The sequence below is a fragment of the Bifidobacterium intestinale genome, from assembly GCF_023656765.1.
Taxonomy (GTDB): Bacteria; Actinomycetota; Actinomycetes; order Actinomycetales; family Bifidobacteriaceae; genus Bifidobacterium; species Bifidobacterium hominis.
Genome location: NZ_JAMOKR010000002.1, coordinates 1 through 16,548, shown reverse-complemented (window position 1 = coordinate 16,548; position 16,548 = coordinate 1). Strand labels below are relative to the sequence as shown.

Sequence of the window (16,548 nt, the reverse complement as noted above, 5' to 3'; positions counted from 1 at the left end):
TACATAAAAAGTGCCGCATGCAGTATTCCACATGCGGCACTTTTTTATGCTGAAATTATTACATCATTAGATTGATTGCCGTAATAATAACCGTCACTACAATGTAAGTAATTACACCGACGTTCATTATTGCCGTGCCCGTGCGAACGCCGCGAGGCAATTCTTCGGGCGCGGTATAGAATTCAAAATTCTTACGTTCACGAATAAGCAGCACGACACCCGCAATGATCAGACCGTAATACAGCAGCATATAGATGCCGAATATCATCATTCCCGTCGCATTCTGATCTACCCACTGCATCATGGCCGTTCCGTCGCCGTTTTCCGCACTTGTCAGCACGTTCATCAGGCTGTCGATGTCAATGTTCTTCACCACCCACGGCGCGACCACACCGCCCATGAAGTTGACGAACATGTGCATGACCACCGAATAACGCAGTTTGCTGGTACGCACGTACACGTAGCCGAACACAAGCCCCAATGCGAATGCGTAGAAGAATTGGAACAGGTTCATGTGCACCAAGCCAAAGAACAGCGAGGAGAACACAATCGCGGTTTTTTCGCCGTATTTGCGCGTGCGGCTGATGAGTTCCTTGCGGAAGATCCATTCTTCGAACAACGGTCCGAGAATCACAAGGAACACCACGTTCCACACGTCGAATTGCATGGCCAGGTCACTTACCGAATTGCTGGCGTTGCCTCCGGAGAGCAGCGACGACAGCATATTGCCGATAAGGCTGCCCGCATACATGAGCGGGAAGCACATGACCAGCAGTTTGAAGAATTGGCTCGGTTTCATGTCGAACTTGCGTGTTGCAATGACCGACGATTTGCCCATGATCAGTACCGCGAGCGGCATGGCCACGAGATACAAAGGGACATCCGATGCCACATACGCCGCCCAATTCGGCAGATTCGTGGTGTGCAGTACCTGATAGAGCACGCTGGAAAGCACCGTTGCAAGCGCATACCAGATCACCACCATCAGGCACATGCTTCCGCCGATGCGGGAGAACACGCTTTTCACGCGCCTGAGCCAAAGTTCATAAGGATTGGCTTGCGGCTGCGGATACTGCGGTTGTTGCGGATATTGCTGATATTGGGATGGTTGTTGCGGATTCTGCCGCGGCTGCGGTTGTTGCGGCCGCTGCGGATATTGGGGGTACTGCGGAAACGTCATATCTGCCTTTGCGACGACGTGCACGGAAGTGCATATATGAAAATGCTGATACTCAGCACCTTAGTACAGGAATGCTGAATATCAGCTTACAATCTCACGACCGTCGCCATAAGCGTCCGCAACGAAAAGGATCACATGGCAAGCACTACGATCGGACGCGGAGCCGCCACACACTCGAAATCAGCGCAGCACGCCTTCGATCAGCATGGTGATCAGGTCGGTGTAGTTCACGCCGGTCGCCTCCCATGCCTTGGGATACATGGAAATCGGGGTGAAGCCCGGCATGGTGTTGATTTCGTTGACCATCACTTCGCCGTCGGCCGTCACGAAGGTATCGACGCGGCTCAGGCCGGTGCCGTCGACCGCGATGAACGCTTTTTTGGCGGTTTCGCGCACACGGTTCAGGGTTTCTTCCGGCAGACTTGCGGGCACTTCCACATGGCTTGCGTCGGAGTTCATGTATTTGCTGTCGAAATCATAGAACTGGTCGTCGCCCTCGGCACGCTTGTCAAGCACGATTTCGCCCGGCCAGCTGGCCTGCGGAGCCTCGCCGGCCTTCGGGCAGAGCACGGCGCATTCGATTTCGCGTGCGTCGATTCCCTGTTCCACGAGCACACGCCAATCATGGTGGGACGCTTCGAACACGGCGGCGGCAAGCTCGGCCGCATCGCCCTCATGTTCGACCTTGGTCACACCGAAGCTGGAACCGGCGCGGGACGGCTTCACGAACAGCGGGTACTGCAATCCGGCCTGTTGCACCGCGGCAAGCATCTCGTCCGCGTCTGCGGCGAATTCGGAAGCGGCATCATAATCGCGCGCATCCAACGTGATGCCGGGAGCCACGGAAATACCGGCCGCAGCCAGCAAAACCTTCGTATAATGCTTGTCCATGCACGCGGCGGAAGCGAGCACACCGCAGCCAACGTACGGCACGTTCATCATTTCGAACAGGCCCTGAATCGTGCCATCCTCACCGTACGGACCATGCAATACCGGAAGCACGGCGTCCACGTGGCCAAGCGAAGTCAACGTGCCGTCATCTTCACGAGCGAAGAAACCATCCTGACCGAGTGCCACATCCAGCACCACATCTTTGGAGGAATCCGTCTTCTCCACCGTCGGCATACCTTCGCTCATGTTCCACTTGCGCGGATCCTCGCCGTCTACGATCCACTCGCCGTTCTTGGTAATTCCCACCTCAATGGCTTCGAACTTGTCAGTATCCAACGCGCGCAACACGCCCGCCGCAGAGATGCAGGAAATCGAATGCTCGTCGGCTTTGCCGCCATACATCACCACAATGCGCTGTTTTGCCATCTTTGTCTTATGCTCCATAAATTGGTCCGTTGAACGCACACGCGCCCAATACCGTCTGTCAATACTGTTTGTTCTCGCAATATCGCGCCGGTTTGCACTACTGTTCGCCTGCGATATCGCACGTTCGCAATATCGCAGTTCAGTATACAAACCGCACCCCACAGCCACACGCGACGAACCATGATTACACACGCCCGTCGCTCATGTCCTATTTTCATGAATCATAGAATACGGAATCAAACGTTGGAATGATGCGATTGCAGCCTGAAAAACCGAGCTTAAGCGCTTTGTCTAATTACGATTAGACTAATTACGATTAGACTATTTTTATACAGATTTACTATTATTGCCGAATATATGGCGATTGACGATTAACAAATTCCGATTGACGTTTTACGCAATCGCATGTCTCGAAAAAATAAAAAGACCGCACCTGAAAGTGCGGTCTTATTTGCAATTGCGATATTGCGGAAAGATTATTCTTCGCTGATGCCTTCGCCGAAAAGTTCGGACAGCATTTGCGCGCAGGAGATGCCATCGGAAAGCACGTGGCTCATGGCGGTGGCGAGCGGCGTGGGCACGCCATACTGCTTGCCGAGCGCCACTACCGCATCGGTGGTCGGCACGCCTTCGGCCACGCCGTTGCTCACCTTGGTGGCTTCCTCAACGCTCAGGCCCTTGCCCAGGTTGGAGCCGAACGTGTAGTTGCGGCTCAACGGGGATCCGCAGGTGGCGATCAGATCGCCCACGCCCGCCAAACCGGCGAACGTCTTCGGATCGGCGCCTGCCGCCTCTCCCAGGGCGGTCAGTTCGGCCAGACCGCGGGTTTCGATCATGGCGGCGGTGTTTTCGCCGTAGCCGGCGCCGCGGGCCATGCCCACAGCCAGCGCGACCACGTTCTTCAGCGATCCGCACATTTCCAAGCCGATTACGTCGCGGGTTACGAACGCACGGAAATAGTCGGTGGTGCAGGCGGCTGCGATCTTGCGTGCATTGTCGAGATTTTCGCAGGCAACCACGGTTGCGGCCGGCTCGCGGTCGGCGATCTGCTTGCTCAGGTTCGGTCCGGAAATGGCGGCGAAGCGGTCGGCCGGCAGGTCGAGCGTTTCCATAACGACTTCGTCCATGCGCTTGCCGGTAGTGCGTTCAATGCCTTTCATCAGGGATGCCACAAGCGCGGTTTCGGGAATGAGCTCTTTGAATTCGGCGAGCGCGACGCGTGCGAACTGCGCCGCGATGGCCACGATGATAATGTCGGCGTTGGCTACGGCTTCGGCACGGTCGCCGGTGGCAGTCATGTTGCTTGGCAGCACTTTCACGCTGGGCAGGCGAACACCGTTGTGATGGTGGTCGCGAATGCCTTCCACGATCTCCGGTTCGATGGCCCACATGGTCACATTGTTGCCTGCATCGGCAAGCACCTGACCGAAAGCGGTTCCCCAAGCTCCTGCGCCCAGTACCGTCACGTTCGTCATATTTGCTCCTTGCATTGCTCCAGGCACCATTCATAGTCCGGAGTCTTGGCTCAAAAATTGCTTTCCTTATGCTACCGCCGGCTACGCACACCGCGATGCATACCGCAATACGCGCAACACGTACGCGCAATCGGCCGGCAGTATTTCGATTACTTCATTTCAGCAATCGAGTGTTCGGTCTTTTTTTCGATTCAGTCCTTCACTCGGCTCATCGTGCGATAATCCCAATATCCGTCGGGGGCTTGTTCGCCGCGGATTTCGGCCATGACTTCGGTCATGCGTACGCGGATGCGTCGAGTGAGTTCGTTGGCGAGATCTTCCGGCACTTCCTCACCCCAGGAATCGCAATCGGCGAGCAGATCCGCATAATCAAGCGCCTCGTCGTAGCACATGACCACGTTTTTACGCGGCCACGGCCACCAATGGTTGATGCTTGCCGCACCCCACGTTACCGCGCAATACAGCGGAATCTGATAGCCGAGTCGGCGTGAGGCCTCAAGTGCGATCACACCCACGCCGTTTTTCATGCTCATCGGCCATTTCTGCGGGTCGCGCGTTACCGTGCCTTCCGGCCATACGGTTAGGGGTCGGCCGGAGGTGAGGATTTCCACGGAGGTCTCCTCGATGGCTTTCGCCTTGCCAGCACGTCGTTGCACGGGCTGCATGCCTACCAGCTGGAACCATTTGCCAATCAGCGGCCACGAGGCCATTTCGGCTTTGGCCATATAACGCGGGCGGCGGCCTTGGTGGAATATGGAGATCATGGGCACGAACACGTCGAACATGGTGACGTGCGTGGCCGCGGTGATGAATGGACCGGTTTCCGGCACATGTTCGATGCCCCACGCCTTGAGTTTGGTGCGATTACGGAATACGATGTCGCATCCGGCGAGCAGTCGGTGGGTCGCTTTCGGATTCTGCGCTTCGATTTCCGCAGTGTTGGCTTTGCGTGGCCCGCATGGAAAATCATGGGTTGGATCAACGAGATGGTGATGCTGTGCGAGCTTTGCGACCTGTTCGTCGCTTAACGGTTTGACCGCGGAACGCGGCGAGGGTTTTCCTTTGGATGCCATGCGTTCCATTCTGCCACCACCCATTCCGCTTGGTTGGGGCGATTGCGCTCATGCACGACGCACACACGAAATACAAAAAACGCGGAATATACGAAGCGAATATATGAAAAGGCGGAACCAGGGGCCGATTCACCTTCCACCCGTTCCGCCGTTTTCCGTCTTTGTGAGCCTGGGCAACGCCGCTTCATTTGCGTCACCACTCTTCAGCTCAGCCCCCAACTGCCTATGTCTGTAGGCTTACGCCACTTCAGTGGCCGCGGATTCCTCCACAGCGTCACTGAGATCGTTGATACACCCCTGCAGTTGCGCCCTCTCTCATAAGCAGAATACCCCCTTTTGCCGCAAAAAATGCTTTATTTACAAGTAATTCACCCCCACCCGAGACACGGGGACAAACATGCAATACACACAATAACGATGAGGACTTCTGGCTGTTCACATCGTTGCAAACGCCATTCAATATCGACAATCATAGTGCTATTCCGAAAGAATCTCTGCCGAAATAGTCATTATTTTCAAAAACAATGACACTATTGCATCACTATTACGTGCCATAACCCATAAATTAAGCTCAACAATTTGCACACTGAATTACTATGCTTTTTGAAAGCGAGCAACGGCAATACACACGTAACGGCAATATGTAAGCAAAAGGCCGGTGTCCACTGTTGCGAACACCGGCCTTACCAAGCCAATCAAGCTATATCAGCTAAATCAGGCAACAAATCAGTCGAAATCTGCGCCGAGAGCTTCGAGCTTGCCACGGAAATCAGCGTAACCGCGGTCAATCAGCGAAATGCCCTGCACGTTGGACGGACCCTTCGCCGTCAATGCGGCGATCAGATGGCTGAAGCCACCGCGCAGATCCGGCACGTCAATATCGCGGCCGGTCAACGGGGTCGGTCCGAAAATGACCGCGGAATGCTTGTAATTGCGCTGCTGGAAACGGCACGGCAACGATCCAAGGCATTCGCGATACAGCTGAATCGTGGCACCCATCTGCACCAGTGGCTTCGTGAAACCGAAACGATTCTCATACACCGTTTCGTGTACGATCGACAGGCCCTTCGCCTGCGTCAACGCCACCACCAGCGGCTGCTGCCAGTCGGTCATGAAGCCCGGATGCACATCAGTTTCGATTGCGACCGGCTTCAAATCGCCGCCCGGATGCCAGAAACGAATGCCGTTATCGGTGATGTCGAACTCACCACCGATCTTGCGGAACACGTTCAGGAACGTCATCATTTCAGGCTGCGTGGCACCCTTGACAAAAATGTCGCCATGCGTGGCCAATGCCGCAGAAGCCCAAGAAGCGGCCTCGATGCGGTCGGTCAGCGAGGTGTGCGTGTAACCTTTCAACTCCTTCACACCTTCGATACGGAACGTACGATCCACATCCACGGAAATAATCGCACCCATCTTCTGCAGCACGCACACCAAATCCATGATCTCAGGTTCGGTGGCAGCGCCGGAAAGTTCCGTCTTGCCTTCCGCAAGCACTGCGGCAAGCAGCGTCTGCTCGGTAGCGCCTACCGACGGGTACGGCAGATGAATCTTCGCGCCATGCAAGCCGTTCGGAGCGGTGATATGAATGCCGTCCTTATGTTCCTTATCGACGTTAGCGCCCAACTTGCGCAACGTTTCCAGATGGAAATCAATCGGACGACCGCCGATATTGCATCCGCCGAGAGCCGGAATGAACGCTTCACCCAAACGGTGCAGCAGCGGACCGGAGAACAGGATCGGAATGCGCGACGAGCCGGACAGCGTATCCACGTCGGCCACGTCAGCAAGCTGTACATTCGTGGCGTCGATCGTGACCACGCCATGATCGCCGTCCACCGTAACGTCCACGCCATGCAGGCGCAGCAGATCGGAGACCACATGCACGTCGCGAATCTCCGGAACATTCTTCAACACGGACGTGCCCGGGGCGAGCAGCGCCGCCACCATGGCCTTGCTCACGAAGTTCTTCGCGCCACGCACCTTGATGGTGCCGTTCAGCGGCTTGCCACCTTCGACGTGCAGAATGTCGTTGTTATTGTCAGACACGCTCAACCTCTTTCGCTTCCCTTACACGGTTCAAGCTTGAAACACACTAACCTTCAGTTTGCCATAAGGCATGTAGTGGGCTCGTGAAATGCCGCGTTCAGCGCAGTGTCTCCCAATTTCGTTCGACTTTCGTCCAAAACTTCCAGTCACTGGAACATTCCACCCACAAACAGCCATCTCAGCGGGAAGATTTCCCCAGTCGCTGGAACAATCACCCCGCCAAACCGCACCTCAGCGTCCAAAAACCTCCAGTCACTGGGAAGAATGGACGCCAAATCACAAATCAGCCACAGATGGAGCCGTAATCACAACGATCACAACGAAGCTTTAATGTCTTGAGCCAGATGAGCGTTCCACATGGCACCCGTGGCACTCATCACCGCGTTCGCACCAGCCTCACGGTACGCCTTGTAATCTTCCGGACGAATCACACCGCCCACGCCGACGATCGCAAAATCAAGCCCCAACTTCTCACGAATCGCACTCAAACGGCCGACCATATCGAGACCGGCGCCACGAATCGCATTGCCGCACACGCCCGAACGGTCACGACCCGCACCAGGCAACGCCTGATTGCCGTTCGCATCCACCAGTTTCGCGGAAATCGTGTTGATCGTGGAAAAGCCCTGCACCGCACCATGACCGGCGGTTTCCCGCACCATGATCTCCAGATCGGCATCGTTCGGAATGTATGCGAGCTTCACAATCAGCGGACGATCGCCGATTTCGTTCTTCACTGCTTCCGTAATCTCGCCAACCAAATGCGGATCGTGGCACAGCAGACGATTATGCCCCTCATTCGGGCAACTGGTGTTCATTTCCATCAGGCCAGCGCCAGTTTCGGCAACCAAATGCGCGGTGGTGACGTGATCGGCAATGTATGCCTCGCGATCCATGCCTTCCACGCGGGAACCTTGGAAGCTCGGCACCAGCAGCTGACCATCGCCGGCCGCCGCGATCGCCTTTTGCATATCCGGCTGCCACTCGTCCGGATCACGGGAGGGAACGCCGAAACTGTTGGAAATCGAAATCGGAAGCTCATAGCGGGTGTCGGCAAGCACACCCTCGTCAAGTTCGGCACTGCCGGGAACCAGTGAACCGTCAGCATTCCTCGGATGCACGGCAAGCACGTTCGGGAACGCATTGCAGCCCCATGCGCGGGAGCGAACCGTCTTATACACGGCCAAATCGAAACCCATACGGAAGGCAGCCGTAGTGAAACGCTCGTTCAGCAGTGGACCTGCCGGAATGCCGAACGGCAGATTCACGCGAAAACCAAGGAATTCCTGAGCTTGAGCCTGAACAACATGGGCAGTCTGATCTTCACTGGAAGAATTGGACGCAGCCGCAGCAACAGGAGCGACCGAATCTGCAGAATCAGACGAATCAGCCTTCAGCGCTTCGGCAAACGCGCCAAACGGCCCTTGCAAATAATTGTCTTCATACGTGCGATTGACATCATAAAACGGCGCGAAACCCTGACTCATATTTCTCTCCGAAAGCTACGAAAGCGCAAACCAATAAGCCCACCATAGCGCGTCTTATATGCAAAACCCGCGCAAATCTCACATAATCGGCAATCCCGACGTCCCAATTCCTCCAGTCACTGGAAGAATCCTCCCGCTACGGACCGTCTCAAAGTCCCAAAACCTCCACCCACTGGAGGAATCCTCCCGCAAACAGCCTGCGCAACAATGCAAGCGGGGTGATCCTTCCACCCACTGGAGGAATCACCCCGCACAAACAGCCCGCGCAGCTAGCCAGACGCCAACTCAGATAATGCCGCGATCGGCAAGCGGACCCTGCCAATCCGGGTATTCGCCTTCGCGTGCGGAAGCGATCGTCTGCTCCGGTTCGCGCTTGACCGGCAGCGTCTTCGGCTTGAACGGGAACTTTTCGGCACGCATCTTCTCGTATGCCACGATATCGTCTTCATACTGCAACGTCAGATCGATATCGTCGTAGCCGTTCATCAAGCGCCAGCGGGTGTAGTCGTTCACCTCGAACGGCAGCGTCACGTCGCCGCACGTCACCGTGCGATCTTCCAGACTCACGGTCATTTCACGGCCCGGCTCCTCGTCGAGCAGCTTCCACAGCAGCTCAACGGATTCCTGCGGCATAATCGCAGCCAGCACGCCGTTCTTTGCGGTGTTGCCGTAGAAAATGTCGGCGAAACGAGACGAAATCACCACGCGGAAACCGTAATCGTGCAGCGCCCACACGGCATGTTCACGCGAAGAGCCGATGCCGAAATCCGGCCCGGCCACGAGAATCTTGCCCTGTTTGTATTCCGGCTGGTTGAGAACGAATTCCGGATCGCGACGCCATGCGTAGAACAGCGCGTCGTCAAAACCGGACTTCTGCACGCGCTTCAAAAACACGGCGGGAATAATCTGGTCGGTATCGACGTTGGAGCGGCGAAGCGGCACGGCCACGCCGGTAAGAGTAGTCAGTTTTTCCATTTCAACATTTCTTTCGATTTACGATTCACAGGATGCCAGAAAATCAAGTTTTTCAAGGATTCCGGATTTATCAAGGATTCGAAACTTCTTCAGATCAATAATTCTCAAGATTCGACATCACTTACGATTTTCCGGAATCCGAAAAACAGGGATTTCCTAGGATTCACAGGTCGGCCGGAGACGAGATGGTACCGCGGATGGCGGTTGCTGCGGCGACTGCCGGCGATGCCAAGTGCGTGCGCGACCCCTTGCCCTGACGGCCTTCGAAGTTGCGGTTCGACGTGGAAATGGAACGTTCGCGAGCCACCATCTTGTCGGGGTTCATGCCCAGGCACATGGAGCAGCCGGCGTTACGCCATTCGGCACCGAAGTCCTTGAATATCTTGTCGAGTCCTTCCTTTTCCGCCTGCAAACGCACGCGAGAGGAGGCCGGCACCACGAGCACGCGGTGAATGTTTTCGGCCTTGTGATGCCCCTTCATAATGGAGGCGGCCACGCGCAGATCTTCAAGGCGTCCGTTGGTGCAGGAGCCGATGAACACGGTATCCACGGCAATGTCTTTGATGCGCATGCCCGGCGTCAAGCCCATGTAGGCGATGGCACGCTCGGCCGCAGTACGCTCGGTTTCGTCATTGAACGAGGCCGGATCCGGCACCACGCCAGAGATTTTGATGCCCTGGCCCGGATTGGTGCCCCAAGTCACGTACGGTTCGAGGTCTTCAGCCTTGATGGTCACTTCCTTGTCGAACACGGCGTCGTCGTCGGTTTTCAGCGTCTTCCAGTATTCGACGGCCTTGTCCCACATTTCGCCTTCCGGTGCGTGCGGGCGTCCTTTCAGGTATTCGAACGTCACTTCGTCCGGTGCGATCATGCCGGCGCGGGCGCCTGCTTCAATTGACATGTTGCAGATGGTCATGCGTGCGTCCATCGACAGTTTTTTGATGGCTTCGCCGCGATATTCGATAACGTGCCCTTGGCCGCCGCCGGTGCCGATCTTTGCGATGATCGCAAGGATAATGTCTTTTGCGGTGACACCCTTCGGCAGTTCACCTTCGATATTCACGGCCATGGTCTTGAACGGCTTCAGGCTCAGGGTCTGCGTTGCCATAACATGTTCGACTTCGGAGGTGCCGATGCCGATGGCCATGGCGCCGAACGCGCCGTGCGTGGAGGTGTGCGAGTCGCCGCACACGATCGTCATGCCCGGCTGAGTCAGGCCCAGCATTGGTGCGAACGCGTGCACCACGCCCTGATCGGCGTCTCCCAGCGGGCACAGACGTACGCCGAAATCCTTGCAGTTCTTTTCGAGCGTGCTCAGCTGCAGTGCGGAGATCTCATCCGGATTCGGGCGGTCGATGTTGGCAGTCGGAGTGTTGTGATCTTCCGTTGCGATCAGCTGGTCAAGGTGACGCGGCTTGCGTCCGGCCAGTCGCAAGCCTTCGAACGCCTGCGGACTGGTGACTTCGTGCATGAGCATCAGATCAATGTACAGCAAGTCGGGAGCCCCATCGCTGCCCTTGCGTACCAAATGATCGGCCCAGACCTTCTCGGCCAATGTCGTTCCCATTGCGGGACCTCCTCGAGTTTCCTCACTTTTTCCTCGCGGGTATTGCCAACCCGCATTATTCGTGCTACAAGCCTATGGTGTTTGAGTCTGGTTCGAATGTGTCTATGCCGGTATATGAGATACTTGCACGCAACGCACGTATCATGTATGCGTTGAGTTCATGTCAATTCACGCTCAAAACACGCGAAATGCGACATACTTCCCCGCACTTCCCCGCACGCGCCAACATAATCGTTGATAATTCAACATTTTCCCAACTTTTCCATTACCGAGTAAGAATTAAAAAATTTCTGCTTTACCGCAGTCCGACATTGCGTACATTTTGCATTTCAATATGTGAGATGGCATAATCCCTCTTATGACTTCTTCGAATACAAGCACCGCCATGCCTGAATCGCAGTCGAATGAGACTGAGCTTCAAGCTGAAAACCACCGCACGATGTCTTCTCAAAGCAACGAGATTCATTCCGGTGTGGGTGTGCTTGACAAGACCGTCAAGATCCTTGACGCGCTCGAATCCGGCCCGGCAACGCTCGGGCAGCTGGTTTCCTCGACGGGCTTGGCCCGACCGACCGCGCATCGACTGGCGATTGCGTTGGAACGTCACCGTTTTGTGTTGCGTGATCAGCATGGTCGTTTCGTTCTTGGATCGCGTTTTGCGGAATTGGCCGCAGCTGCCGGCGAGGATCGTTTGCTGACCGCAGCCGCGCCGATTTTGCAGACGTTGCTGGATCGTACCGGCGAATCCGCGCAGATTTACCGCCGTCAGGGCGATATGCGCGTATGCATTGCCGCTGTGGAGCGCGCGTCCGGTTTGCGCGATTCCATTCCGGTTGGTGCGATGCTGTCGATGGAGGCCGGTTCCGCAGCCCAGATTCTGCTGGCTTGGGAGGATTCCGAACGTCTGCATCAGGGGTTGCGTCACGCCAAGTTCACCGCGGCCAAACTTACCGCCGTACGCAAGCGCGGTTGGGCCGAATCCGTGAACGAACGCGATGAGGGCGTATGCTCGATTTCCGCGCCGATTCGCAATGCTTCCGGTCAGGTGATTGCCGCAATTTCGATTTCCGGCCCGGACGGTCGTATGGGATCCAATCCCGGACGCCGTTACGCCCCGCTGGTCATGGCTGCCGGCAAATATTTGACTGACGCCCTGATTAAGGCTTCTTCCGGCCGCTGACAGGCAGTTACGGTCTTATGACCGTACGGCTTCGCAAGCTTTTCGACCGTGCTTTGCAACGCATGCAAGGCACGGTTTTCATTTGCGGTTTTCATTTGCCGCGATTGCCGTTTACTTGCGCAGCCAAGACAGCAGTTTGCTCCACCAGGTTGACCTATGCAGCAGGTCCACACCTTCGGATTCGGGCTTCGACTCGCTGGTCATACCGTATGCGTACGCCTTGCCCGCGCTCGGCTTGCCTACCAATTCGCCGTATTCCAGTAGCTGTGTGCGCGGCTCGTACGGATGTCGAATGTCGAACTCGATCAGACGTGCGGCCCTCTTCTGCGGCACCGGACCGTACGATCCGAAACCGCTGGTGGGCGACGCGATCATCATCAGCCCGTCAATCGTCTTCGGCAAAACCTTCACCGTCCGCGCATCATCGGAATTTTGCGGAACAGGTACCGTTCCAACGAACGCATTGCGGTGATCATGCCCCGCGGAAATCGCGAAATACCCGTATTGTTCCAAAATCGCAAATTCGCCGCTGTCTGCATCGGGACAGCTGATGCCCTCCCCCAAATAACTGCCGGGAAGCGTTTTCTCCTCGTCCAAAACGTAGTGTTTTCCGGCGAAATTGCGGTAGCCTTCGATCGCGCGCGCCGCATTCGCCGCAGCCGGCTTCAACAGTTGGTAATACTGTTGCACCGGAAAATGTTGAAATACCATGCACGGCACTGCCTGTTCCTGCGTTTGCGCGGTTTCGTGCGATCCTACCTGTTCCTGAGATTGCGCGGCCATCATTTCCGGCACTTTGGCAAGGAATCGCAACGCCTCCGCGGACGGGCTTCCGTACCCGCCGGAACGTGCATAATCGCCTGAATCCAGCAATACCAGACCAAGCACGGACGTCGTACGATCCACGTCGGAAACCGGCAACGCGAATGTTCCCGACTCGCAGGCAAACACGCGTTGGCTCGGCAAATATTGCTCCGCCTGAAGTCGCGCAGAATCCGTACCTTTCGCGGAATCCACGATTTCCGCAGAATCTGCGCTTCCAGCGTTGCTCTCGTCTCCCGTAGGATCAGGATTCAGGCATCCGGGAAATTCCCTGCAAATGCTTTCGATTTCCGCATTGCCCAACCCGCACTGAAAATCATGATTGCCGAAGGTCACCGCCCACGGAATGCTACGGTCGACGAGCGGATGCACGAGCTGTTCGATGGTGGCGCGCACGGATGTGCGGGTGCGTTCTAATGCGGCTTCGAAACGTTCGGACGCCTCGGAGGACTTGGATGAGGAGGTCTCGCGCGCAGTTTCGGCAGACGCGCTCCACCGGCGTTTACGTGTGGTTTGCGCGTATGCGGGATCGTATCCTGCGATCTGATTGCCGGTGAAGATAACAATGTCCGGCCGTGTGGCGTCCAGCGACGCTTCGATGAGTTTGACGGTGTCTTTGCTGACTTTCGGCCCGTCTTGAATGTCGGTAAGCTGCAAAACCCGGAATTTGCCGGATTGGTGGAATTGCAGTCGTCCCAGTCGCGCGGATACGGAAAGCGGGCGATTGTCGCCTTCTTCCGCCGGTTGGATGCGCGGTCGCGTGGCCGCGGCTTTTGCTGCGTTCTGCAATTCAGTCATGTTTCCTAGGGTAGTGCAATTTTCGTGAACTATGCTGTACTGGCAGACATACTTGTGAAAAACAAAAAACCCTCGCATCTGCGAGGGTCATTGGCTGGGATGCCTGGACTCGAACCAAGAATGGCTGAACCAGAATCAGCTGTGTTGCCAATTACACCACATCCCAATTTGGCAGGCGTGGCAACTTCGAAAAGTTGTCCGTCGTACCCCCGACCGGATTTGAACCGGTGTTGGCGCCGTGAGAGGGCGTAGTCCTAGACCGCTAGACGACGGGGGCTTGAGTTATTGCTGTGATTCTCAGCTAAGCCGTGAACCGCAACGAGTGATAAATATACGCGAATCCGCATGAGTACGCAAGTCACGGCGTGTCGCGCCATTTTCCACCATTTTTGAACATCATCCCAAGAACAACAAAACCCGCTGGAACAAAACATTCCAGCGGGTCAATAGTCATGCAATCATGCAAACGCACGAATCAGCACATCACAGGTGCTCGCGCAAACCCTGCAGGCGAGCGACGGTGATCTCCTTGCCGACGATCTCCATGGATTCGAACAGCGGCGGAGACACACGACGGCCGCTCATGGCTACGCGCACAGGGCCGAATGCCAGACGCGGCTTGTAACCGCCATCCTCAATCAGCGCCTTGTTCAGCGTCTCATGCAGGAAGTCGGTCTTCCAATCAGCCTCATCGACAGCGGAAAGCGCGGCGATGGCAGCGTCGAGCACCGCCGGAGCGGAATCCTTCAACTGCTTCTTGGCATCGTCGTCAGGCTCGATATAGCCCTCGGTGGAGAGCAGCGAGCCGACCATGCCCGCAACCTCGCCCAGCAGGCGCACGCGCGGCTGCACGAGTTCCACGGAAGCGGACAGCACTTCGCGCTCACGGTCGGTCAGCGCATCCCAGGAATCAGCGGAAACCACGCCGTCACGGTTCAGATACGGCACGGCACGGTTCAGAAAGTCCTGCGGTTCGAGCATGCGAATGTGTTCGGCGTTGATGGAAATGGCCTTGTCGATGTCGAAACGGGCCGGATTGGCCTTGACGTCACGCACGTCGAACTTTTCGATCATCTCTTCCATGGAGAACACGTCGCGGTCGGCGGCGATGGACCAGCCCAGCAGTGCCAGATAGTTCAACAGGCCCTCGCGAATGAAACCGTTGTCGCGGTGCAGAAACAGGTTGGATTCCGGATCGCGCTTGGAAAGCTTCTTGTTGCCCTGGCCCATCACGTACGGCATGTGGCCGAACAGCGGCATTTCCTTAGCCACACCCAACTCGATCAGGTAACGGTAGAGCACGATCTGACGCGGGGTCGAGCTCAACAGATCCTCGCCGCGCAGCACCACGTTGATGTTCATCATGGCGTCGTCGACCGGATTGGTCAGCGTGTACAGCGGATCGCCGTTCGGGCGCACGATCACGTAATCCGGCACGGAACCAGCCTTGAATTCAATGCGGCCACGGATCAGATCGTCGAACGCGATATCCTCGTCGGGCATGCGGATACGCAGGGCGGGCTTACGTCCTTCCGCACGGAAAGCGGCCTTCTGCTCTTCGGTGAGATTGCGGTCGTAACCGTCGTAGCCGAATGCCTTCGGACGGCCTGCAGCCACGTTGCGGGCTTCGATTTCTTCCGGAGTGGAGAAGGATTCGTACGCATAGCCGGCTTCGAGCAACTTGGCTGCGACGTCCTTGTAGATGTCGCCGCGCTCGGACTGGCGGTACGGACCGTCGGGACCGCCCACGTTGATGCCCTCATCCCAGTCGATACCCAGCCAATTCAGGGCTTCGATGATCTGGTTGTAGCTTTCCTCGGAGTCACGCTGGGCGTCCGTATCTTCAATACGGAACACGAACGTGCCCTTGGTGTGGCGGGCCTCAGCCCAGTTGAACAGTGCGGTACGGACCATGCCGACGTGCGGAATGCCGGTCGGAGACGGGCAGAAGCGCACGCGAACATTCTCAGGAAGTTCTGGTTTGGTGTTTTCAGCTTCAGTCATAGGTTCCATTGTGCCCCGCAAACCGGACGTGCCACCCATCCCCACACACCGACTCGCCGACAATGCCGGCAACAATCAGTTTCTTAAATTGTTAATTATATGTATTTTATATCTTATTGCTGATAAGATATAAAATACATATAATTAATAGGCCGGGGGCCACCATGAAATACACGCCGACAAAAGTAAGCAGAACACTACGGAAGCTTGGCGAACACGCACAAATCCAACGCAAACTCCTTCGCCTCACCTTGGAGGATGTAGCCATTCGCGCGGGCGTCAACATCAATACGGTGCGTAGCATCGAAAATGGCAAACCAGTGCGCACCGACTCGCTTTTCGCAGTCATGAACATCCTGCAACTTATCGACCCAATGGTCGAAGCCACCAATCCCTACAACACCATGCTGGGCATGAGCCGCGCCATCGACGAGCTCCCCCAACGCGTCAGAAGATAACCCAAGTCAGAAAATAAAAATCCCGGCACTGCAGTCATGAACCGCACCCCGATTGTTGGACTGAAGAAATTCAGATTCGATGATCGGAGGTGCGGTTCTTTCGTATGCGTGAGGATCGAAGGAGACGTTACGACGACGGGTTCCGCCGCGAGGCGCTGGA

General features: G+C 56.2%; 12 protein-coding genes and 2 tRNA genes. 2 read left to right on the top strand and 12 right to left on the bottom strand.

Translation table 11 applies throughout. The features are described from left to right. Positions 1 to 58: 58 nt before the first annotated feature. The 8 genes from NBH13_RS02835 to leuC form a co-directional block, all read right to left on the bottom strand. The gene (locus NBH13_RS02835; protein ID WP_250778899.1) at positions 59 to 1,180 is read right to left on the bottom strand and encodes a CPBP family intramembrane glutamic endopeptidase; all 1,122 of its coding nucleotides are present in this window, start codon (positions 1,178 to 1,180) and stop codon (positions 59 to 61) included. A 180-nt stretch (positions 1,181 to 1,360) separates the two neighbouring features. Then, positions 1,361 to 2,497 carry a D-alanine--D-alanine ligase family protein gene (locus tag NBH13_RS02830; protein WP_099571055.1) on the bottom strand — a complete coding sequence of 379 codons (1,137 nt, stop codon included), beginning with the start codon at positions 2,495 to 2,497 and terminating at the stop codon, positions 1,361 to 1,363. Between the two features lie 476 nt (positions 2,498 to 2,973). Continuing rightward, a complete protein-coding gene (locus NBH13_RS02825) occupies positions 2,974 to 3,972 on the bottom strand; it encodes an NAD(P)H-dependent glycerol-3-phosphate dehydrogenase (RefSeq protein ID WP_099571056.1) in 999 nt (332 codons plus the stop codon). Positions 3,973 to 4,163: 191 nt separating this feature from the next. Next, positions 4,164 to 5,045 carry a lysophospholipid acyltransferase family protein gene (locus NBH13_RS02820; protein WP_250778898.1) on the bottom strand — a complete coding sequence of 294 codons (882 nt, stop codon included), beginning with the start codon at positions 5,043 to 5,045 and terminating at the stop codon, positions 4,164 to 4,166. A 726-nt stretch (positions 5,046 to 5,771) separates the two neighbouring features. Continuing rightward, on the bottom strand, positions 5,772 to 7,097 hold the full coding sequence (gene murA, locus NBH13_RS02815) for a UDP-N-acetylglucosamine 1-carboxyvinyltransferase (protein WP_099571058.1): 1,326 nt from the start codon (positions 7,095 to 7,097) through the stop codon (positions 5,772 to 5,774). A 314-nt stretch (positions 7,098 to 7,411) separates the two neighbouring features. Then, on the bottom strand, positions 7,412 to 8,584 hold the full coding sequence (locus NBH13_RS02810) for a beta/alpha barrel domain-containing protein (RefSeq protein WP_250778896.1): 1,173 nt from the start codon (positions 8,582 to 8,584) through the stop codon (positions 7,412 to 7,414). Positions 8,585 to 8,869: 285 nt separating this feature from the next. Next, on the bottom strand, positions 8,870 to 9,559 hold the full coding sequence (leuD, locus tag NBH13_RS02805; RefSeq protein ID WP_144090179.1) for a 3-isopropylmalate dehydratase small subunit: 690 nt from the start codon (positions 9,557 to 9,559) through the stop codon (positions 8,870 to 8,872). Between the two features lie 163 nt (positions 9,560 to 9,722). Beyond that, the gene (gene leuC / locus NBH13_RS02800) at positions 9,723 to 11,126 is read right to left on the bottom strand and encodes a 3-isopropylmalate dehydratase large subunit (RefSeq protein WP_250778894.1); all 1,404 of its coding nucleotides are present in this window, start codon (positions 11,124 to 11,126) and stop codon (positions 9,723 to 9,725) included. Between the two features lie 439 nt (positions 11,127 to 11,565). On the opposite strand from leuC, the gene NBH13_RS02795 reads away from it, so the two are divergent. Beyond that, positions 11,566 to 12,306, top strand: a complete 741-nt coding sequence (locus tag NBH13_RS02795; protein ID WP_143253530.1) for an IclR family transcriptional regulator — start codon at positions 11,566 to 11,568, stop codon at positions 12,304 to 12,306. 111 nt (positions 12,307 to 12,417) lie between these two features. On the opposite strand, the gene NBH13_RS02790 is transcribed toward NBH13_RS02795, so the two are convergent. The 4 genes from NBH13_RS02790 to gltX form a co-directional block, all read right to left on the bottom strand. Then, positions 12,418 to 13,926 (bottom strand): metallophosphoesterase family protein, encoded by a 1,509-nt coding sequence (locus NBH13_RS02790; RefSeq protein ID WP_250778892.1) that lies wholly within the window; start codon positions 13,924 to 13,926, stop codon positions 12,418 to 12,420. A gap of 91 nt (positions 13,927 to 14,017) precedes the next feature. Further along, a tRNA-Gln gene (locus NBH13_RS02785) sits at positions 14,018 to 14,092 on the bottom strand. A 38-nt stretch (positions 14,093 to 14,130) separates the two neighbouring features. Beyond that, positions 14,131 to 14,203 (bottom strand) — tRNA-Glu (locus NBH13_RS02780). Between the two features lie 206 nt (positions 14,204 to 14,409). Beyond that, positions 14,410 to 15,930 (bottom strand): glutamate--tRNA ligase, encoded by a 1,521-nt coding sequence (gltX, locus tag NBH13_RS02775; RefSeq protein WP_099571065.1) that lies wholly within the window; start codon positions 15,928 to 15,930, stop codon positions 14,410 to 14,412. A 293-nt stretch (positions 15,931 to 16,223) separates the two neighbouring features. Between gltX and NBH13_RS02770 the strand changes: the two genes are divergently transcribed. Next, on the top strand, positions 16,224 to 16,388 hold the full coding sequence (locus NBH13_RS02770) for a hypothetical protein (RefSeq protein WP_250778890.1): 165 nt from the start codon (positions 16,224 to 16,226) through the stop codon (positions 16,386 to 16,388). Positions 16,389 to 16,548 lie beyond the last annotated feature (160 nt).

Coding starts and splice junctions, on each gene's coding strand:
- NBH13_RS02835 (WP_250778899.1), bottom strand. CDS start 1,180: ATGACGTTTCCGCAGTACCCCCAATATCCGCAGCGGCCGCAACAACCG.
- NBH13_RS02830 (WP_099571055.1), bottom strand. CDS start 2,497: ATGGCAAAACAGCGCATTGTGGTGATGTATGGCGGCAAAGCCGACGAG.
- NBH13_RS02825 (WP_099571056.1), bottom strand. CDS start 3,972: ATGACGAACGTGACGGTACTGGGCGCAGGAGCTTGGGGAACCGCTTTC.
- NBH13_RS02820 (WP_250778898.1), bottom strand. CDS start 5,045: ATGGCATCCAAAGGAAAACCCTCGCCGCGTTCCGCGGTCAAACCGTTA.
- NBH13_RS02810 (WP_250778896.1), bottom strand. CDS start 8,584: ATGAGTCAGGGTTTCGCGCCGTTTTATGATGTCAATCGCACGTATGAA.
- leuD (WP_144090179.1), bottom strand. CDS start 9,559: ATGGAAAAACTGACTACTCTTACCGGCGTGGCCGTGCCGCTTCGCCGC.
- leuC (WP_250778894.1), bottom strand. CDS start 11,126: ATGGGAACGACATTGGCCGAGAAGGTCTGGGCCGATCATTTGGTACGC.
- NBH13_RS02795 (WP_143253530.1), top strand. CDS start 11,566: ATGTCTTCTCAAAGCAACGAGATTCATTCCGGTGTGGGTGTGCTTGAC.
- NBH13_RS02790 (WP_250778892.1), bottom strand. CDS start 13,926: ATGACTGAATTGCAGAACGCAGCAAAAGCCGCGGCCACGCGACCGCGC.
- gltX (WP_099571065.1), bottom strand. CDS start 15,930: ATGACTGAAGCTGAAAACACCAAACCAGAACTTCCTGAGAATGTTCGC.